Origin of the sequence: Mesorhizobium sp. M0833, assembly GCF_040319905.1 — a bacterium.
Classification (GTDB): Bacteria; Pseudomonadota; Alphaproteobacteria; order Rhizobiales; family Rhizobiaceae; genus Mesorhizobium.
The window spans coordinates 1-20,750 of sequence record NZ_JAMYOQ010000055.1 but is presented as its reverse complement, the minus strand read 5'-3'; the positions used below and the strand labels follow the sequence as shown (position 1 = coordinate 20,750).

Here is a 20,750-nt window from a genome sequence, read left to right as displayed (position 1 = left end):
TCGCTTGACTAGCGCTCGACCCATCGATTGCCTTATGCGACGTTGGCTTGACCACTCTGACCTAAACCATACTCAGAGACGAAATAGCGTTATCCGCGTCCAACGCGCGACTACTTCTTTAGTTTCGCTGCAGGCCGTATTGAGCTTTTCGCGATCATTGCCGACCCGCTTGATTAGCGCCTCGGCCTGCGGCCGTGCTCCTGCCTCCGGCCCTTCCATCTTCCCGATTTGCGCGCACAGCTCACTGGCAATAATCTTTGCGCCCGATGGCAGTCATTCCTGCGGTCCCGTCCATTCACCAAAAGCGGACATCGCAGTTATGCGCCCGACAACTGTCTCGAATGACGGGAGTCGATCCTATGCGGACCATCCCACTAATGGCTCGGAGCTATCTTCCATTGGCCTAACCGCTCTATGTTGAGAAGGCGCGCCTCGTCGGACAGCAGTGCCAGACTGGATAGAGGGAGCACGACATGAGCGAGACCCGCAAAATAGCAGCGATCCTTGTCTCGGATGTGGTCGGCTACAGCCGGCTAGCCGGCGCAGATGAAGATCGCATCTTGGCACGGCTGCGGGCGCTGCGCAGCGATCTCATCGATCCCACCATCGCTGTTCATCGTGGTCGCGTCGTCAAGCGCACAGGCGACGGGAGCCTCGTCGAATTCAGCAGCGTGGTCGAAGCAGTGCGCTGCGCGATTGAAGTGCAGAACGCCATGCTTGAGCGCAATGCCGGGGTACCGGATGATCGCCGCATCGAGTTCCGGATCGGCATTCACTTGGGCGACGTCGTGCAAGAACGCGATGGCGACCTGATGGGCGATGGCGTCAATATCGCCGCGCGCCTAGAAGGCATCTGCGAACCTGGCAATATCTGTCTTTCCGAGCAAGCCTATTGGCAGGTAAAGTCAAGGCTCGATATCGCGATCAACGATCGCGGCGAGGTTCAGCTCAAGAACATCGCCGAGCCGGTCCGGGTTTATTCGCTACAGGTCGGCGTTCCCACTAAGGCCAAGACCGCGGCACCAGCTCAGCCCCTTGTGCTGGAGAAGCTTTCGCAGCCGCTCGCGCTGCCCGACAAGCCTTCGATTGCCGTGCTGCCCTTCGTCAACATGAGTGGCGATGCCGAACAGGAATTCTTTACCGATGGGCTGACGGAGGACATCATCACCGATCTATCGAATGTGCCCGGCTTCTTCGTCATCGCCCGCAACTCCACCTTCGCTTACAAAGGCAAGCCCACCGACGTCCGTCAGATCGCTCGCGATCTGGGCGTCAAATACCTTCTCGAGGGTAGCGCCCGACGATCCAACAAGCGGTTGCGTGTCAATGTGCAGCTAATCAATGCGGCGGAAGGCGGCAATCACCTGTGGGCCGAGCGCTTCGACCGCGAAATCGCCGACATCTTTGAAGTTCAGGACGAGGTCACGCGACGCGTTGTTCAAGCGATTTCTGGCAAGCTTGGTGAAAAGAATATTGTTGTCCGTTCCCGACCGTCAAATCTCGAAGCCTATGATCTTTGTGTTAGGTCGCGAGGCAAATGGAACATTTCCAGATCAGACAACAGCGAGGCGCGTTCAGCTTTGGAACGTGCCGTTGCACTCGATCCAAACTATTGTGAAGCGCACGGCAATCTTGCGCTTGCACTGCTATTTGGCTGGATTATTTGGGGAGAACCCCAGATACCCGGTCGCGCAAAGGCGCTGATGCACGCACAACGAGCCATGGAAATCGATCCCGGCGATTCCAACGTTCGCAGGATCCTGGGCTGCGTTCAGCTTTTTGAGCGCAATTGGGATGAAGCAAAATTCCAATTCGATGCTGCCATTCGGATAAATCCTAACAATGCAGATGCGGTTGCATGGATTGGTGAGCTTCAAATCTACTTAGGCAAGCCGCAAGAGGCGCTGATAGCTTGTGCAGAGGCGCTCCGTTTAAATCCTCGTCCACCTGGTTGGTATTTTTGGATCGTGGGAATTGCGCAGATTACCACCGGTCACTACGAAGAAGCTGTTGTGTCCTTGAGCCGGGAAGAAACCTACGGGACAGGTTCGAGGGAGCACCTGATTGCCGCGCTTGCCCTTGCCGGCCGCCTGCCTGAGGCACAGGAGGAAGCCCGCCTATTTCTTGCGGGCAATCCAAATTGGAGGGTCGGTGATTGGGCGGCGAACTCGCCCTTTAGGAGCATGAGCACTGCGCAGCCGTTCCTTGATGGCTGGCGTCTGGCGGGCCTGCCGGACTAGGCGGCATGGCAAAGGGCCGTTTTCCAAGGCCCTCGCAATTAATCTATGTCGAAAGAATCAGACAGTGCGTCGGGCTGGACAGCTATTGGCAGCAAGACGGACGAAACGGCGCTGGGCATCAAGTGTCCTCCTCGGGCCCAGTTACCACATGTGACCTTGAAGGTTGAAGATCCGCTATCGTATTGCGTGCCGTTATGCGTTCTTGCGTCTCGACTGCGGACTGCAGCGCATCGACGGCGCTGGGAAACTCGATCAGCAGACTGTCGCCCGCGGTGTCGACCAGCCGACCCCTGAATTGCGCGATCTTTGGATCGATCACTTCGGCGCGCAGTGCCTTTATATGGGCACTACGAGCCCGAACGAGCCCGCGAATCTGGTTGGATATCTGCAACCGCATCTTGAGAAGCTCGCGCCGTGCGGTGATCAGCGTGTGGATCAGCATGCTGTCGAAACCTTCGACCCGAACCTCTCGGTAGAAGCCGACCTCGGCCAGATGTGCCAGGCCATCGGCATCATTCGCATCGGTCTTGTTCGCGGCCATATCCAGCGCGGCCTTGGCATGCCGCGCGTCGATGCAGATTGCAGGCCTTCTGCCGTCAGCGCGTGGTAGAACCACACCGACAGCGGCCCCGTCTCGAATACCACCCGCCGGACCTGGGGTGCGCGCTTGCGGATTGCCGCCGCAATCAGTTGCGGGTCCGACGCGCACTTGCCCCGCCAGATCCTCTTGCCCTCCTGACGAATCGAAATTGCCGTCTGTTTCGTGGATACGTCGAGACCGATATACTGCGCCATGGCTGTCCTCCGTTCGATGCCTGGGCCCGGTGTCAATCGAGAGCCCGCTTTTCATCCTAGAGCACGTCCTGTGATCGATGAATCGATTGTGATGTGACGGCTGCGTTTTGTGCTGATTCAACATCCACCCCGATGGAGGTGGACGATGGGAAGAGCATTGAGCGGTGATCTTCGGTCGCGGGTCTTGAAGGCTTCGGACGGGGGCATGTCGGCGCGGCAAGCGGCGGCGCGGTTCGGCGTGGGAGTGTCCAGCGCGATCCGCTGGATTGCGCGGGCGAAGATCGGCGAACTGGCGCCACGCCCGCAGGGCCGCCGCCGCGCCTCCAGCCTCGATGCGCATGAAGCCTTCATCGTCGGGCTGATCGAGGAGCGCAAGGACATCACGCTGAACGAGATGGTGGAGCGGCTCGTCGCCGAGCAGTCAGTGCGGATCAGCCGCAGCGCCTTGAGCGCCTGGCTTCGCGGTCACGGCTGCGGGCGAAGGACCGGCTTCTTGTGAAGGCTTCGAACGCCATGGGCCTGGATGAAGTCGTAACGCGCTTGCGCCGGCAATTTGGACGCTAGTCCGCCGCGATATAGCATCGATTTTGAGATCGAGAGTGCCCGAAACGTTGAGATTCGTCGAATTTCGCTGTTTTTTTGGACCAAAGCAGAAACATTGACCGGAGATCAGCTCCGCCTATGACTGGTTCCACTACCAAACAGTCTCAGGCACTTGGCGGAACATTGTGCTTCGCCGCCTGATTCGATCTCTGCTGCCTCCGGGTGACCAGGGTAGCGCCGGCTGGATACCGCCAAACCGAAGAGCTGCGCACAGTCATGCCCGCTCGGTCATTTCGGCCATGCATATAACGGCAGCCGCCGGGAATGGTTGGTTGGTCCGAGCCCAATGCAGCAACAACAAAGATATAGCCCTGTGCCGAGCACTGACATCAGTATTGCTTCAGCGAAGGAGCACTATTCCTAAGTCTCCAAGGCCTTTCGGCGGAGTCGCACCATACCAGTCCAGGGCCACACTCGAGTTGCCACCATAGAAAAATTGCCAGGCAACAATCCAACCTGAATTGGCAGTCGACTTCAGGTCTTTTGTCCCTCTCATCCGAAAACGATGGTGGGGCAGGTAGATAGCCCCTTCAATTAAGTAGTTTTTGTTTCCGGATAACGAGACCGTTGGCACAGAGGGCGTAACTGTGCGTGACCCGAAGATAGCGATGCCAGCGTAAATGCCGCTCGTGGGAGCCGAAATCCTTATGCCCCCTGGGCCAGCTGCCTGAATAATGCTTGACCCGGAGTCGACGAATATCGTGACTTCGTCGCCCGAGAGATTCATATAGCTGCCAATGCTCACTGTTGCGTTTTGAAGATAGTGAACTCCGGGAGAAAGTACGACATTTCCATTGAGGTCGATGTTTCCACAGAACACCCGGCCCGCCGGAATGGTAACATCGGAAAGCATCTGATTGCTGTAATCACAACCGTTCGGAGGAACGGGCTCTGGTATATTGACAAGCGGGTCGGCGAGCAGAGGTTGGTTGGTTTTCGGGACGATGGTGTAACCGCCGCCTTGGTAATTGCCCACTACAGAGATTTCCCTGGCGATGATCTTTCCGGTTCCATCGTGCCTCAGCGCCCTTGGACTGGAGGAATTCACTTGGATACCGCAATTTGGCACCGAAAGGCCCCCGGAACCCATTACCGTCAGCGCTCCATTTGAGGCAGGATCGAGGACATAGAAGCAATAATCTGGCGCGGCTTTTCGGGCCGTTGCCGCCACGTGAAGGTTAATACTCCGAATTCCAGCAAGACTCATGAAAGCGGTTGGCATTCCAGCTGAGATTTCAACCGCCGCCTCTCGCGTCCCAGCAGTAGGAGTGGTGATGCTCACCCCAACGACAGCGCCGGTCACGAAGGAGCCATTGGCCAGCGCCCAATTCTTCGCGGCGTGGACGGCTTCTTCGTTTCCTCCATCGCTCTCGACAGCAGCAAGAGCCGCCGAATCGGCCATCTCCTGCAGCTTGGATTTCCAGGAAGCGGCATTGGTAAAGTCTATGCTGAGGCCCAAGGCCAAGCTTAGTGGCACAGCCAGCAAGGCGGTCGTTACGGCAAAGGTCCCCCGCTGGTTGAGCACCAGATCTTTCAGCTTCCGCATGGAAAATGCCCTCTTCTGGAGAACACTCAAGATCGAAGATAATTTGGATTATTCTCGACCAGGGCCCGATTTGCCGAGCGACGGATTGAAAAAATTAACTATCAGAGGAACCTGATCCCAGCTGCTGTTTTCTCATTTAAGACCAAAGGCTTGCTCCGCCTGATCGGACCGCAACATGTCACTTGCCGAATGTCCGACACCAGGCAAAATCAGCAGGCGCCAGTTTAATGGCCACCCATTAGCTGTCGCGACAGCTTGCGCCAGCTCAAATGTGAACTCACCCCTTTCCAAGCGTGTCGCTCCCTGACGCATAGCAGCGGCGCTTTCGCTCAAATTCTCATCACCTGTATCGTCCTCTCCGAGGTAGATCGTCATTGGCAGCGCTAGATAAGCCTTTAATTGCTGCGTTACTTCTGTGGAACTGTATAAGCATTGCGGCCCGTTGGACGAAGGCGCACAGCCGAACCCGTAGGCAGCGGCCTCTGCCAGCGACGGCAGCACATAAGTGGAGGGATTGGCGACCACCAGTCTATTCCCATCAGCAAGAGAGTATGCCGCCACGCGGGATATGAATTGCCCTCCCGCCGAGTGTCCAAACAGATAATAGGGGGCTGCCGGTAAGCCCTCCCGCACTCTCGCCCAGCTCACGAGGCCCTTTACATATCCAACCGTCCATTGATCCTTCGGCTGAATCACGCTGTAGTGGATGACCCCACCCCGCTGGTACTTCCAGCTAGGGAAGCGCTCCTCATCGAATAGCGGCGAAAAGACGATCATACAGTTTCGATCCGCAAGAGCTTGCGCATAGTCTCTATAAGATGAAGCAGTCCGACCCACCCCATGAAAAACGAAGAGGATCGATGGGTTGCTGCAGTACTTGGGGTGATAGGTGTATACCGTCAACTTCGTCCCATTGACGGTTGCTGAGGTCGAACCCTTGCCGACTTTCCAGGCAAGGGCCAAGCCTGAATGCATCAAGCCACAGCCCAGGATGGCTGCGACTAACAGACGGATTAAGAATCGCACCTGTCGCTCCTATGGACAATCAGCCACGAGTGGATAGCGTATTAGTGGCAGCTAAACAAAACAAAAACGACCAATTGGTAAAGAGTTCGTTTCAGCATATCTGGCCCCAGGCAAAATCCCCGAAAGCGCCGTGAGAATCGAGGCCCCTGAGCTAAACATGGACGCGCGTCCATTGACCTCAGCACGCGGGAATAGATAATCTAAGGCATCTGTCTTGGACGGTTGCGGCTATATCGGCGAGTCCAGGCGACAGCGCGAGCAACCGGTCGATTGTCGCGCGGCCAGCCGCTCCGCCCATCACCTTTGGTTGGTAATCAACGCGAGGATCCCGATTTTGAACGTAGATAGGATAAATATCCAAATCTATTTTTTTAATGCCAAAGCGAAAGCATGGCAGGATACATTCACCCTTGCTGTTTCCAGATCCAAAAGCGAGATTTCCAACGCTGTATAATATCGGCCGGCCTTTATAGATTTCGACCGGCTGGAGGATGTGCGGATGATGGCCTATGACTGCATCAGCTCCCAGGTCGATAAACCGCCGTGCTTTCATGCGGTCTTCCTCGGTAGGTTGGCGCTGGTACGGTATACCCCAATGCACCATCACGGCGATCCGATCGACCAGCGGACGCAGTCGTGCGAGGTCCCGCTCGACGAACTCGGGTAGGTCTTGTGCGGAGCCAGGCATGTCGCCCCGGGCCGCGGTTCGACGGTTCCAGTAGTATCCGAGAAGTCCGATCCGGATATCCACGCCATCAAAAATCGCTGGATCGTGCGCGGTATCCTGGTTCCGGCCACCGCCGTACGGTTTGATGGAGTGTCGCTCCAAAGTGTCGAGCGTCTCAAGGACGCCACCTCGACCGCAATCCTGAATGTGATTGTTCGCGATGGTCATCGCGGCGAACCCAGCACGGCGCAAGACAAAGGCTGACTTGGGATCGACCTTGTATGAGTAGTTCCGAGTGGTCTCTGCTTTCTCGGAGTTAGAGGAGAACGGCCCTTCAAGATTTCCTGTTATCAAGGCGCAGCGCCGGAAGATCGGCTGGACCCAGGCGAAAGGATAGTCGGGGCCGAATTTCCGGATACGATGCCGCATCCGCATTCCCGTCATGACGTCTCCGACCGCTACCAGATTGTAAGGGGCGCTGGCGGACGAGGAGAGGAACAGTTCAAGTTGGTCGGGGTCTATCAGATCGGTGTCGTCCGGAATTATGACCTCTGCAAATGTTTCGCGAATTCTTGCTACGTGGCGCTGGACGTCTTCGGACTCACTCAACCGATAAGGAAGTGGCGGAACCGAAGGTTGCAGTGCATCAAAACTAAAGCCTACCCCACGCCTCTGAAATACATTGCGGATCAGCGTTTCGTAGCGGCTGCGGAATCTCGTTCGGTCCACATGAAGCAAACAAGAGGCAAAATTCTCGGGAGACGACCTGATGGCGCGAGTTCGAGCCCGGGAGGGGGCGTACGGACTGTCAGAAAGTCGACCCATCGCCAAAAGGGCAGCGATAACTAATGAAGTGCAGGTACGCTCGTCTCCGGGAAAGGCCTTGTGCAAATCCCACATTGCCCCCGCCATGACCCGCGCGACCAGCGCCTCCGCTGCCGGCATGGCGGCATCGTCCAAGTGGGAATCATTGGCAAGAGTATCAGAGGGTACGAACTCTGCATCGTGGCGGAGATGCCAGCACCATATGTGGGGCGTCGAGAGCATCGAGGCCGCCAGGTACGTGCTCAGGGCGTACTCAAGCGCGCCCGGCCTGCTGAAACTGGTGCACGGCGCATGCAGCCGATCAGCTTGGATGTCAGCGGTGTGGCGCAGCACGTGAAGTGCGAAGGCCTGATATATGAAACTGGCATTGTGGGATGGGCCACAGAGATAAGCGCCGCCTGAAATTCGTGGCAGCCACCCTTCCGTGGTGACGGAAAGCCCCGGCCCAAACAGCAATTCCCCACAAACCGGAATCGAAAAACGGTCGAGATTTTCCATTCTTGCGGGATATCGGTACTTGGCTCCCTTGACGGGCCCCCAGCCGGCGGCATCCTTCTGCGCGGCCCGGCCGTCTCTCTTCGGCTGGTACGCATTGATGACCGCCCTGACCTTCGGCAAGGGGTTCTCCCCAAGTGAACGAAGCACCTCGTTCATGCGCTGAGCCATCAACGAGACGTGATAGTAGACGTTGACCTGACCGAAGCGTCCGGCAGCATCATAACCTTCCTGTCCACCAAGAATTCCGCCCCCAAAAGGGTTGAAAACATAGTTGCCGTGTTCGTCCGGCAGAGTTTCGCTCTTCCGGCCAGTTGACCAGCGCATCTCTGCCACTGGCAATCCGGCCGGGGAACCATTGCCAATCACATCCACGTACCGCCCGAGCAGGCCTCCTGGCCCTGCGGCGTTTGCGTCTAGAAAGGGTAGTTCAACCTTGCTCAAATGGACCCGCCCGCCAGTAAGGTCCGAATCGCAACGCTCCCAGACGTAGACAGAGCCAATGGCCATACCTGCACCGCCTACTGCAGGGGCCACAATCTGTCTCGAATAACCTGAGACAGTTCGCGTATTCGGGTTCCCCTATGCGACCCTTTTAGAAAGATTAGGGTGTTATCGACAAGCGACGAACGTACAAGCGAAACTACGTGCACGGGGTCGCTCGACTCGACTGCATTCAAGCCATAACATCTCAACGCATCCGCAAGCCGCTCTAATCCATTGTCGAACAAGACTACTGAAAATGGCGAAAGGCGCCAGATTTCTTCGGCTAGTGTATCGTAGACAGTGTTCTCCATACCGTCTATATGAACAATCTTACCAACTATTATCACGATCCGCGACACACAATGCTTGTTCATTTGCACATGATCTAATGCACTCCGGAATGATACCAGCGTAGCATTGTGGGAGTCGTCGAGAAAAGAAACGCGCATTTGTTCAATCGTCGTCGTGTGCGACTCCATCTTGCGACGCGCCATTTTCAAGTGGGATATGCCCTCGACCAAATCACTGAAAGGTAAACCAAAATCCGAAGCGCACTGCGCAGCCAGTGATAAGTTACTTAGTTGACCCGATCCGACGACTGACACATCGGCTTCATCGGATTTAGAGCCGCAAGATATACTAATGAGACTCGAAGCTACACCAGAACGAAGCAAATTTATTGCGATTGCTCCTGCGTTCGGCTGGCCGATTATTGTCAATTGCCTGCCATCGGCCGCTGCATCGAGAATTTCGTGGCATTGGATTTCGAATGGACGATATGCACGACCGTCATCTGGTAGGGCTGAAAATAATTTTGATTTCACCGCCGCAACACTTTCAGCAGTCGGTGTTCGCGACGTAAGGTTTACCCCAATAGAAGTTATGATGGCGTCATGATGCCTAACCATTTCTACAGCAGAGCGACCGCGCATGCCTAAAATCGCTCCTCCACTGACCTCAATCACTGCAAATTCGTCCTCGGACGACAGGTTGGCCAAATTGAACGCAATTCCTTCAACAGTATTCCAGTTTCCGACAGACGCGTAAGTAGGTCCTTTTATATCTAGAAGTGCTCCAAGAAAATCTTTCGTCGAGCTTTTTCCAGCAGTACCTGTGATTGCAACAATTCTACCGGAGAAGCTAGCTCGTCGGTGCTCGGCCATTGCAAACAAGGATTCGTACGTGGATTCTACGACCAAGACCGGCAAATCGGTCTTGGTCGTAGGTACCTCAGACGTCACGATCAGGAGACCTGGTACAGAACCAAATCTAAGGATTAGCTCATCTATATTCGAACGGTGCTGCCCAGACCCATCAATACTTTTGGTGGGCCACCCACGACCCACCACGTGCAATAGAACGGCACGTTCCTGAACATAACGGACAGGAAAGGTCACCCTCGTGTACACTGATCCGAGGCTTGGCTCGATGTGCCATCTTCCCCCCGTTACCCGGATAATCTCTTCTGCGCTCCAGACAGATCGATCGTTCATCCAGGCCTCACAAATCCTTATGACCTACGTGCCCCGAATTCGCGTCGGGGACAGATTAATGCGCTGCCACTTGGGTCTACTGACCCCTCGCCAGCCGCTCTTTTCTTCTTGTTTTCCCGTTTGCTGCGCTTCCGGCCATCGCCGTTAGCTCACCGTTGTCCGACGAATTGTGAACGTCACTTGATTCACCAAGCTCTTCCCGAGCGTTGTCCAGCGCCTTCGCCAGAGATCCCTCCCTGATCAGCTTCAGTTCTTCCGCCGCCATCTTCGATTTTGACAAAGGCCATTTGTCGAGGGAGGCGGCGCGCACGAAGCCGTAAGCCGATGGCATACGGACCATCAGCCAGCCTAGCTTCAACAATTCCTCCGTGAAGCCTTTCACGAACGCTGCCCCGCCGACACGCCGTCCAGTTAGGCGCCTGAATGTCTTGTACGACATTCTTGAACGGGTTCGCGGCTGTCCCGCTTTGTTTGTGGTGCGTTTCAAGGTCAAAGCAACGAGTGTCGCCGCATCATTTAGCGAAACAGTCGGTGTGGCAGTTGGCGAAACAGTATCCATAACTTTACTCTCCTTTGTTTCAGCAGAATCGATAAACTCATTACTGCTATCGAACGTCGTTCGTCTCGGGCCGAACCGAAGGAACCGGGGGCACTTCATCGAACCAGCCATCCTTTTTTGCCAAATACGACATTACCATTGCGTGCATGGCAGCCCTTATTTGCGGTGGCCGCGACTGAGACATAGATGCGACGGGTTCCGCGGCTAGCTCACCAGATCTCGACACAAGCGCCATTTTGGTGCCCGATCCGTCAGTGCTCCATCTCAAAGTTAGAACCAAACCACCACTCTGTAGGTGCCGCCGTAGGTCGGTATCAATATCAGGCTCGGAACTGACCAATATTAGCCGCGTAGTCGGCAAGGTCGACAGCGCACGGCGGGGCCATTCATCTTCGCTGTTGACAATGAAATAACCCTGGTTGCCGCACTGCAACACCCGCTGAGCGAGATCTTCGAGAACTGTACCATTATCTGCATCCGTTCGAGTCATCGAGACCGCACGGCAGGCACCCAGACAAAGACCGCTCGCCCAAAGTCTGTCTGGAGAGGCTGCATAAACCAGGGCTTCCAGGAACGGGTCTCTGGCCAGCATTTGCGGGGTTGTCCGCCGGCCAAATTCCTGGGGTACAGTGTTGATGTAAGCGCCTCTTTTCGACAAGAGACCAACTCTTCGCCCTTCCGCCTGGAACCGATGATCGATTGCTGTCGCAACCGCACCAGTGTGTCGATCGCCAATGACGAGTACGGTGGCGATTTCCGATGAGCCGGGCTCATTGTACATATTGGCCAGGATTATCTCACTCACATCTCTCGAGATCCCCGCTCGCGGCCAAAGATGAAACTCGATCCCCGGCCGTGCATTTACCTCGATGACAGTGCACCCGACCTCTTTGTAAGATCTTGCAATGTCGGGCATGATGAGGTCTATCCCGGCAATACTGAGGCCGATGACCTTGGCGATGCGCTCGCACAGTTGCTTGTTATCCGGATGAACGGAGCTTGTAACATCGACCGGGATGCCTCCACGGGCGAGGTGACCGGTAGGCCGGAGAACCAAAGGCTGCCCGGAAATTGGGACGGACTCCGGCGTAAGACGATGCAACGCTAGATGCCGCAGCAGCTCATCGTCAATTTCTACAGGAGAAAGACGTCTCCCGTCCCTGTCCGGTTCTCGATTCAAATCATCGATCAGGTCGAGTATCGTTTTTTCACCGTCGCCAATGACTTGGGAGGGGCAACACATGACCGCTGCCACGAGATGAGAGTCAACGACTGTAGCTCGAAATTCCGGGCCGGCGATGAACTGCTCAACCAAGACGCCATACCGCTCTGAGTGAGGTATGTCGTGCGCTATGTCGAATGCAGCCTCAACTGCACGGCGTCCCCGCAGTTTAACCGAAACTCCCCGCCCCTGATTTCCCTGAGCCGGTTTGACCACCACGGTCTTGCCCAGCTGTTTGGCGGCAGCGACGGCCTCAGATTTGGTGCGAACGGTAATTTGACGGGGTACTGTGATCCCCGCTTGCGCCAAGAGTCTGTTGCCCAACCTTTTGTCCAAGGCCACTTTCGCCGACGCAAACGATGTAGAACCCGATATTGTTGAGAACAGCTGCTTCTGGTGCTTGCCTTGGCCAAGGCGAAGGTGGTTACGGGCAACGAACTCGAACGGGATGCGATTTCTCTTAGCTGCAGCTACCAGCACAGCGGTCGAATTTGAAAGACGCCGTTTCTTTGCCCTTTCCAGGTTTAGCTCCCGCGCCTGAGCGTATTTCGGTGCCCCGTCCTCGCCTTGCGCCGCCTCACCAACCGCTTCAACGACAGCCGAAGCAGCCGCGCGCGACATCTGCGGGTCATCCGACTCCCAAACGATCGCAAGATGGCTTTCGGACGGATCGCCTACTAGCGACGCCATCGGCGAAAACGAATAAAAATTCATCGCGCGGCGAAGCTCAAGATCAGCGGACAGGATTGCATCGGCGATGTACTGAGGGACCAAAGCGTCTTGTGCACAACCGGGGAACATTTCGGACAGCGCTGAGCGAGCCAGCGCAGTAAAATCGGAGATGCGAGAACCCGCTGGCCGCCCGACATTCAGGGTTAATTTGACCACCGTGTTCGTGCTATGCACATTCAGTCCCGATAGCACTTTAAAACTGGTAATCTCGATTTTTCCCAACTCTTCAGATAGGTTGACCATAACCCCACTTTTGACCCCCGGATGTTCACGCCCCGCCTGCTTTTCGGCCGTCTCCCACAATACAGACTTCCTGACCACGCTGCCGCTGCAGCCACTTCAAATGCATCTCGAAACGGGCACCGCATCGATGGGCATGAGCGGCTTCGGCAAGACCCGATGTGAAGGGGCGAAGATGTGGCGCATTCCACCACATTTAAGCACGCTTTATATCTGATCCCCCGCGTTCAGTCGGCCTAAACGCTACGGCCGCAGCATCCGGAAGTCGCGTTCTTATTCTCTTGAAAGACCAGTGGATTTCCCGCTGGCCTGATCCGGACAATGCAGCTGGATGGTATGTGGCCTCGCGGGGAGATGTCGTCATGCATTCGAATGGCAGAGATCCAGACATTATAGTGTTAATAGCCGTTGCAAGACGTCATCATGGGTATGTATTTTATGCATCTAATGCTAGTTATCTAATCATATTGGTTATCTAACACTAGTTATCTAATCATATTGGTTATTTAATAATCGATTGCAAACGGAGATCAGCATAAGGAATGATTTAAGCTTATAACATCGAACAGAAAAAGACTTCTAAATGCCATCGTAAGTATAAGTTGGGGGGGATTCATGTCCGTTTCAAGAATTAAGCGCGGGCGCCTGAAGAGAGCTAAACGCGCATTCGCTACCCGCCGGGTCGCGGCATCTCACATGCGGACACTCGTCACCGGGCCCATACAGCCCGTCGCTGGCGATCTTGTTTTGGCGCGCGTTGATGAACTCGGCAATCACAGCAGACTGGAGCTCATCTGCGGGCGAAAAGCGATCATGTTTCGCGGAGATGAGATAATCCTCTGTTATGGAAACAGGTATGCTCCTGACCAGTTCGAGGCCGTAATAGGCCCCGATCTGGGGCCGTGCGACTTGGTAGCGGGGGGAGGCATCGCGGCATGTGAGCTTTCCAGGCATGCTCGCATGCTGGCGCCAACCAAGATCACCCCTCTCGGCCTGATTGGCGACAAGTTCGGTCGCCGGCTAAACGTGTGGGATTACAAGGTCAGCTCCGACGATTTGCCCCCTTCCCTGCCGATTGTTCTGTCGCTTGGGACGTCAATGAACGCCGGCAAGACATTGACGGCAACGTCATTGGTCCGAGGGTTCAAAAAGGCGGGACTGAAGGTCGCGGCACTGAAAATTACTGGAACCGGCTCGGGTGGCGACACCTGGATTGTACGTGATGCCGGAGCCGACATTGTTCTTGATTTCACAGATGCAGGATTTGCAACGACGTATTTAGCCCCTGTAGAATTGATCGAAAAGGGCGCGTTCCGCCTACTGAACCATGCCGCTGAAAATGGATGTGATGTCGCCGTTATTGAGATCGCCGACGGGCTGCAGCAGAAGGAAACTTCCGAGCTAATTCTGGCTGAATCATTTCGTAGCATGGCTCTTGGCGCCATTTTCGCTTCTTATGACGCGATGGGCGCAAAGTATGGAGTTGATACACTCCGCGCTGCTGGCCACAAGGTACTTGCAATTAGCGGCAGGATCGGCCGATCGCCGCTGGGAGTGAGGGAGGCTGAGGAAGCCACAGGCCTGCATGTCTATTCCCCATGGGAGCTCCAGGATGGGGCGCTCAGCCCCGTTCTAAAGGCCCGCGCTTCTGAAAAATTGGCTAACGGGCAGGGTAATAACCCATATCTTCGGCGTATTGCTGACTCCCCAAATCCAATGGTGGCCCTCGGCCAGGGTCGAGCCCATTCTTCCCAGCTGCGACTTGATTTTCTGGGGCAACTCGCGCACGAACTGGTTCAGGCAGAGTTGGGAGAAACACCTGGTCCGAGGCCCGGCGGCGACAGCAGGGCGACATGGCCCAGTCCCTTTGGGAGCGTCTCCGTCACTCTGCCCGAGATGCTATCGCCTGGCTCGAACCCCTTATTTATGTCGATTCAGGCGCCGGTCGAATTGATCGAAGCGGCAGTGGTGGCAAAAACCCGTAGGGCCCTCAAGTCATCTCTGGGCAGCCTGGTCCAAGCCCTCGGGTGCCCTCCTCTGTCCGCCACCCAAATGGATAATCTCGTGAGCGGAGCTTGGTCGATGTTGCAGGCAGTTGATCAGCAAAATGTTCATGCAGGGCCTGCTTTCAGCCCTCATGACGATTTGGACGAGATGATCATGAATTTCTCAGGGATTTTCAACGAGGGTGCCGACCAGCATGCCCCGCTTGGGCGGGCGTGAAAGACGGTGGCCTTGGTGAGAACACGCGGCCCGCGGTACAGTGCGCCCCTCAGCGAAATGTGGCGAAGATCGGTTCCTGGGTTTGCCGCCATAGTAGTTTTCGGTGTGTTTATCAATGCACTCCGATTTGCTGGTCCGCTTTATCTCATACAAATATTCGACCGAGTCATTTCCAGCCGCAGCGTAGAAACCTTGGTCGTTCTGACCTTGGCTGCCTTGCTCGCGCTGGTAGCTGGCGCTGCGCTGGAAACTATCCGCCGGCGTATGCTTTCCCGATGGGGCATCTGGATCGAGCACCAGTTGACCAGCCAATCCGTGAAGGCCGGATTGACTGCAGGCGCCGCCAATCCGCCTATCTTGACCAGTATCGAAAAGGTCTCCAGCTTCGTCGAGCGAGGGCTATCCGCCTGGCTGGACGTGTTCTGGGCCCCTGTTTTTCTGTCGTGCGTATACCTTATCCATCCGATTCTCGGCCTGATCGCGTTGGCAGGCATGGTCTTGCTGATCTGCATAAGTCTGCTCAAGGAAAAGCTCACACGAGAACCCCGCCGAGCCGAACGTGATGCTGCCAAGCAAGCGAAAGATGTGTTGGTCTCCGCGGAGAGGCACAAAGACGTGGTCGGCGCCTTCGCAATGGCAGACGCGATCGTTGGTCGGTGGGGCAGGAACAGAGTGGACGGCTTCTTGCAACGGGATCGGCTTAACGCCAGAGGATCGAGCCTTGATTCGGTGATCCGGGCGCTTAACCGCGGGTTGTCCATAGTCCTGCTGGCATCGGGCGTCTGGCTGTTCCTAAACGACGGGGCATCGCTCGGTGGGCTGTTTGCAGCACGGCTTATTGCTAGATTCGCTTATAGAATGGTGGAAAAGGCGGCTCGGGAGTTCAGAAGTCTAAGGGAAGCGCGCGAAGCATACTTCAAAATTAAGGCTGAACTTGTCAAACCATCGGACATAGAGCCGCCATTGCTTCCTGGAACGTCGCAAGGCTCGTTGGTCCTCGATGAGGTCACGTTCAGGCATGCTGGATCGAGGGGTGATGTATTCAGGAAACTGTCGCTTGCCCTCGCGCCGGGAGAATTGCTGTTGGTCATCGGGCGCGCAGCAACGGGCAAGACAACGCTTTCCCGCCTTCTGATAGGTCTGCTCAAGCCACGCACCGGTCAAATCCGCTTGGGGGACATGAACATCACCCGGCTTCCTGACTATGTGCGAGCTGAGGTAATTGGCTATTTGCCTCAGCACGTTGAACTTTTCGAGGGAACCGTCGCGGAAAATATTGCGCGGTTTCAACAAAGTTCTATCGACGACGTAGTTTCCGCAGCAAAAATTGCTGGGATACACGAGGTTATTATTCGTTTGGGTCAGGGCTATGAGACTCTGCTTGACGACTCGGTCGGGCTATCCGGCAGCGAGCGAAAGCGAGTAGCTCTTGCCAGGGCACTGTTTCGCGCGCCGAGGCTTATTGTCCTGGACGAGCCCTTCGCCAATTTGGACAGTTCCTCCAGAAAGACTCTCGAAGCGACGGTTAGACTTATGAAGGCGTCGGGATGTTCAGTAATTGTCACCATGTCCGGACATTCCAAGCGTCTTGCGGGGCTAGTAGACAGGTCACTGATTCTAGGAGGTCGATCGCCTGAGCCCATCGAGGGTTCCGTTCGTCCCGTTCGCTTCGGGAAAACTGAATTGCGGAGCGTTAAGTGATAGGTCCGCTCGCCCTTGGCACCAAACACCCCGGCACCCAGCAAGCCGAAGATCCGCCGCCGTTTGGTAGGCGTTTAGTAATCTCTGGCTTCGCGATAGTCGCTGCCTTCTCGACCGCGACCGGCTTGTGGCTTGTCGCGGCACCCATCCAGGGTGCGGTCGTGGCTACCGGGATAGTAAATGTCGCGTCTAGCGTAAAGACGGTTCAGCACCTCGAAGGCGGCATCATATCGGAGATATTGGCTCAAGAAGGAGATCGCGTGTCGCCAGGCCAGGTGTTGATACGATTGCAAAACACCGCTTCGACGGCCGCTGCAAATGAAATCAAGGCGCAGTGGTACGAGGCGAAGGCTACCGAAGCGCGCTTGGTCGCGGAAAGAGATGGAAAGGACACGATCGAAATTCCGCCTGAATTGAAAGTGTCCGGCAAATTGGCAGCGGATGCTGTTTCCGGGCAGGAGAGTGTCTTTCGGACACGTCAAAACCTCTTCAGAGAGCAGCTCTCCCTGCTGCAGCAAGCAACCGGAAGCATGGCGAAGGAGATAGAGGGCTTTGAAGGACAAGTCGTAGCGGCTACTCGGAAACTGGCGCTAATCGAGGAGCAATTGGGCGATGTCCGCAGCCTATATGAAAGGAAGTTGGTGATCAGGACACGCCTTGTAGATTTGGAAAGAGAAAAGGCAGACGTGGGAGGTGCCCTGAGCGGGTATGTAGCATCGATCGGCGCGACCCAGCAAAAGATGGAGGAGACGAAATTCAAGATCGCCGAACTTAACGCCTCGACGACGGCCGATATTGTCGAGGCACTCGGAGAAACACGCGCCAAAATATACGAATACGAGCAGCGAATGGCCGCTGCTGATGACGTGGCGACGCGTACCGAGATACGCGCTCCTATCGCAGGCACCATAGTGGGACTTAAGGTCCACACGAATGGGGGGGTCGTAGCGGCCGGAGAGCCGCTAATGGACATCGTCCCTCAAGAGGACAACTTCGTTGTTGTCGCGAACGTTGACCCCCTCGACGTCGATCAGGTGAAAGTAGGGCTGCACGCGACTGTTTGGCTGAGCGCTGTGAGCAGACGTTACCAGCAACCGATGAGCGGTGACGTTCGCACTCTTTCAGCTGACCGACTAATTGACCCTCGGACCGGTCAAGCTTTCTATTCAGTTCGAATTGTTCTGAGACCGGAGTCTTTGAAAGCAGCGCCTGTGGCATTGCAAGCTGGGATGAGCACGCAGGTCATGATCGAAACTGGAGCGAGGTCAGCATGGGAGTATCTCAGCGCTCCTGTCTACGCCGCTATGGATCGCGCCCTTCGTGGATAAAGAGAACGAGCAATAGACAAAGGCTTTTACGCTCTCGTTCAAGTATAATTTGGGCGAGTATCGAGTATTATGTCTTCTTCCAGATTCGCGGCCACCAGTCGACGCATCGCCGCCGCTCGGCCCTGTCGACGGCGCGCATGCGCAGGCCGAACTCGACATTCTCGCGCACGGTGAGGAATGGAAACAGCGCCAAGCTCTGCCAGGCCATCGGTGTGTCCCGCTGCCAGGTGACGGCTTTCGTCGATCAGCACGGCCATTGAACACCATAGTCGCTGGATCGCTGCCATTCGACTGCACGACGACATCCGTCCCGACAGCCCCATATCGTCCAACTGAAACGCAAATTGTATTTCATTTCTTTGATTAAGGCCATCTCAATAAGGGTGGAAACCATTGGCCAGCAACGCCAAACTCGCTGAATCAGCTGGCGAAACGCCAAAGCTTAACATGAAAACCGATCGAGGAGATTGACAGCAAGCAAATCTCCACGGCAATCCGACAAAATCGGCCGTCTGTTGTTCGAGGCTGGGTTGCAGCCTCCGACGGTTGGGGATTGGATGACCCCAAATGGGCGCGGCATACCGGGCAGGTTACGGTGGTTCCATGGGACGAGACCACGGTTTCCACTGCATCATATGTCTTACGCAAGAGCGGGATGACACACGAAATGACCTTCCGTGAGTTGTTCGAGCGGATCCTAGGCCAGGGGGAATGGCAACCACTGATCGATGCAAATGAGCGCTACTACATGTTTGGCGGGAAAGTCCCGAGCAGTCTTCTGGAGGCATTGCCTTGGCCAAGCGACCTGGAGTTCGTTGGCTCGTCTCCCTATGTTGCTTCCGAAGGGGTTACCGCCTAGGCGCATTATGATCATTGGTACGCATTCCTGGTGCAGCTACACGGGACAAAAGCCGTAAAAATGGTCCCCCCTTGGGATTATAGTTTCATCTATCCGCAGCATGAAAAGACGGCCGACAAGCCCAGGCGGGCGCTTGTGGATTTGAATAATCCCGATTTTGACCAGTTCCCGTTGTTGAATCAACTGCATGGAGAGATTGCCGTACTGAATTCAGGTGACGTTTTGTATATGCCGGTCGATTGGTGGCATGAGGTTGAAACCGAGGGATTCTCTGTCAGCATCAACCGGCGTTTGTGACGGAGTGCGCTGGACTGGGCCGGCGCTCTGCTTGTATTCGGCTATCAGGTCCTGCAAGGCGCATACCGTTACGGCATCGACCGATCCCCACCGACGAAATTAAGACTCTGGCCCAGCATGCCTATGTTGAGTGGAAGAGCGACACCGGCAAAACGGAATACGATCAATGGTGCGCATTCCTGGCGCAGTTGGGGCGGGACCAAGCAAAGGCGTTGCGGATCCCCGAAGATCTCGGAGTCCTCATGGCGCGGTGTTTTCAGACCGAGCAAGACCTAACGAAGGCAGAGTTTGAGGCGCTCTCGCATCCCGCGGTTGGACTACTTGTTCGGCAGTGACCTGCATCCCGGATTTCTGACCATTCTGAGCTGGAATTTTCCACTGAGTTGAAGTTTTCGGAGGTGCAGATCGCCTTCCTCCTGCGACAAGCTGAGGAGGGGACGGCGGTTACGCGATGGTTTGGCTGAGCGCTGTGAGCAGAATGTTGAATTGACGCTGACGCGAATGGGATTCTGCGGCAGGGTTCGCTGGTATCTGTCGGTGCCTGATCCAGCCGTGCATGTTCCCGCATGGCTCGCCGTGTGGTCTGTCGCGCTGGGTACTCTTGGATTGATCCTGAGCGTTATTTCTCTGGCCCGTAAGCCCACTGGCGAGCACGCGCCGTGCGCATAGGTAACGTCGCTCTGCCCGGCGCAGGGGGGGGTAAGCGCTGTTGTGGGACCACCTTTCGGGCGTGGTCGCGATCTGTGAGGTTGCCGATCCTGTATTGGGATCGGAGATCGGCTTGTGTCTGGACTTGACCTTATGCTTGACCCGGAGCGGCAGCTTCGGCGTTTCGAGGTGATCAACGGTGCCGGCGGTCGGCGTCATTGGTCGGTGGATGACAAGGCGCGGATCATCGCGGAGACGCTGGAGCCGAACGCAATCATTTCCGAGGTCGCCCGTCGGTATGGCCTTAGGCCGCAGCAGGTCTTCGCCTGGCGCCGCCAAACGCGCAAACAGGCCGCTTCGGTGCAGCAAGATTCTCCTGCCTTTGTGCCGGCGGTTGTGACGGCGCCGGAACCTGTAGCCAAGCGTCCAGCGAAGCAGCGGAAACGGCAAGCCACCCGAGATGCGGGCATGATCGAGCTTGAGATCGACGGCATCGCGATGCGCGTCGGCCGGGCGCCGATACCAAGACGGTGGCCGCAGTGATCCGCGCGCTGAAGGCGACGTCGTGATCGGGCCGACGGGTGCGGTCAAGGTCTTGGTGGCGACGAAGCCGGTCGACTTCCGCAAGGGTGCGGAGGGATTGGCGGCGCTGGTGCGAGAGACGATGGGGGCCGATCCGTTCTTATGCGTCGGGCGAGATTATGTGGCGGAGCCGCCCTGACGCCCGTCAGGGCCGGCCAAACCCAGCTTGCCTCCGCCACATAA

General features: G+C 56.1%; 12 protein-coding genes and 4 pseudogenes. 8 read left to right on the top strand and 8 right to left on the bottom strand.

The annotated features are described in order from the left end of the window. The first annotated feature begins 473 nt into the window (after nucleotides 1–473). The gene (locus NKH98_RS31730; RefSeq protein ID WP_352904167.1) at nucleotides 474–2,240 is read left to right on the top strand and encodes an adenylate/guanylate cyclase domain-containing protein; all 1,767 of its coding nucleotides are present in this window, start codon (nucleotides 474–476) and stop codon (nucleotides 2,238–2,240) included. Between the two features lie 355 nt (nucleotides 2,241–2,595). Here the strand turns inward: NKH98_RS31730 and NKH98_RS31725 are convergent. After that, nucleotides 2,596–3,035, bottom strand: a pseudogene (locus tag NKH98_RS31725) (IS110 family transposase); the annotation flags it as partial. A gap of 145 nt (nucleotides 3,036–3,180) precedes the next feature. Here NKH98_RS31725 and NKH98_RS31720 point away from each other — a divergent pair. Then, nucleotides 3,181–3,507: pseudogene (locus tag NKH98_RS31720) on the top strand (IS630 transposase-related protein); the annotation flags it as partial. Nucleotides 3,508–3,978: 471 nt separating this feature from the next. Here NKH98_RS31720 and NKH98_RS31715 read toward each other — a convergent pair. From NKH98_RS31715 to NKH98_RS31690, 6 genes are all read right to left on the bottom strand, one after another. Then, on the bottom strand, nucleotides 3,979–5,184 hold the full coding sequence (locus tag NKH98_RS31715; RefSeq protein WP_352904166.1) for a TadE/TadG family type IV pilus assembly protein: 1,206 nt from the start codon (nucleotides 5,182–5,184) through the stop codon (nucleotides 3,979–3,981). A 132-nt stretch (nucleotides 5,185–5,316) separates the two neighbouring features. Then, the gene (locus tag NKH98_RS31710) at nucleotides 5,317–6,210 is read right to left on the bottom strand and encodes an alpha/beta fold hydrolase (RefSeq protein WP_352904165.1); all 894 of its coding nucleotides are present in this window, start codon (nucleotides 6,208–6,210) and stop codon (nucleotides 5,317–5,319) included. A 178-nt stretch (nucleotides 6,211–6,388) separates the two neighbouring features. After that, nucleotides 6,389–8,641, bottom strand: coding sequence for a CapA family protein (locus NKH98_RS31705; RefSeq protein WP_352904164.1), 2,253 nt, complete (start codon nucleotides 8,639–8,641; stop codon nucleotides 6,389–6,391). Between the two features lie 77 nt (nucleotides 8,642–8,718). Further along, entirely contained in the window at nucleotides 8,719–10,176 is a 1,458-nt protein-coding gene (locus tag NKH98_RS31700) for a Mur ligase family protein (RefSeq protein WP_352904163.1), read from the bottom strand. Nucleotides 10,177–10,252: 76 nt separating this feature from the next. Then, a complete protein-coding gene (locus NKH98_RS31695) occupies nucleotides 10,253–10,735 on the bottom strand; it encodes a hypothetical protein (RefSeq protein ID WP_352904162.1) in 483 nt (160 codons plus the stop codon). Between the two features lie 46 nt (nucleotides 10,736–10,781). Further along, nucleotides 10,782–12,992, bottom strand: coding sequence for an ATP-grasp domain-containing protein (locus tag NKH98_RS31690; RefSeq protein WP_352904161.1), 2,211 nt, complete (start codon nucleotides 12,990–12,992; stop codon nucleotides 10,782–10,784). A 633-nt stretch (nucleotides 12,993–13,625) separates the two neighbouring features. Here NKH98_RS31690 and NKH98_RS31685 point away from each other — a divergent pair. From NKH98_RS31685 to NKH98_RS31675, 3 genes are all read left to right on the top strand, one after another. Further along, nucleotides 13,626–15,152 carry a hypothetical protein gene (locus tag NKH98_RS31685; RefSeq protein WP_352904160.1) on the top strand — a complete coding sequence of 509 codons (1,527 nt, stop codon included), beginning with the start codon at nucleotides 13,626–13,628 and terminating at the stop codon, nucleotides 15,150–15,152. Between the two features lie 192 nt (nucleotides 15,153–15,344). Next, nucleotides 15,345–16,853: an ATP-binding cassette domain-containing protein gene (locus tag NKH98_RS31680; protein WP_352904159.1), complete on the top strand. Its 1,509-nt coding sequence runs from the start codon at nucleotides 15,345–15,347 to the stop codon at nucleotides 16,851–16,853. Then, nucleotides 16,850–18,181: an HlyD family type I secretion periplasmic adaptor subunit gene (locus NKH98_RS31675; RefSeq protein WP_352904158.1), complete on the top strand. Its 1,332-nt coding sequence runs from the start codon at nucleotides 16,850–16,852 to the stop codon at nucleotides 18,179–18,181. Before NKH98_RS31680 ends, NKH98_RS31675 begins: the two co-directional genes overlap by 4 nt. Before the next feature lie 67 nt (nucleotides 18,182–18,248). Here the strand turns inward: NKH98_RS31675 and NKH98_RS31670 are convergent, their stop codons facing one another. Next, the gene (locus NKH98_RS31670; RefSeq protein WP_352904157.1) at nucleotides 18,249–18,389 is read right to left on the bottom strand and encodes a hypothetical protein; all 141 of its coding nucleotides are present in this window, start codon (nucleotides 18,387–18,389) and stop codon (nucleotides 18,249–18,251) included. 663 nt (nucleotides 18,390–19,052) lie between these two features. On the opposite strand from NKH98_RS31670, the pseudogene NKH98_RS31665 reads away from it, so the two are divergent. The 3 genes and pseudogenes from NKH98_RS31665 to tnpB all read left to right on the top strand — a co-directional run. Further along, nucleotides 19,053–19,337 (top strand): annotated as a pseudogene (locus tag NKH98_RS31665) (cupin-like domain-containing protein); the annotation flags it as partial. Nucleotides 19,338–20,120: 783 nt separating this feature from the next. Beyond that, a complete protein-coding gene (gene tnpA / locus NKH98_RS31660) occupies nucleotides 20,121–20,528 on the top strand; it encodes an IS66-like element accessory protein TnpA (protein ID WP_352904156.1) in 408 nt (135 codons plus the stop codon). 22 nt (nucleotides 20,529–20,550) lie between these two features. Then, nucleotides 20,551–20,667: pseudogene (tnpB, locus tag NKH98_RS31655) on the top strand (IS66 family insertion sequence element accessory protein TnpB); the annotation flags it as partial. Between the last annotated feature and the right edge of the window lie 83 nt (nucleotides 20,668–20,750).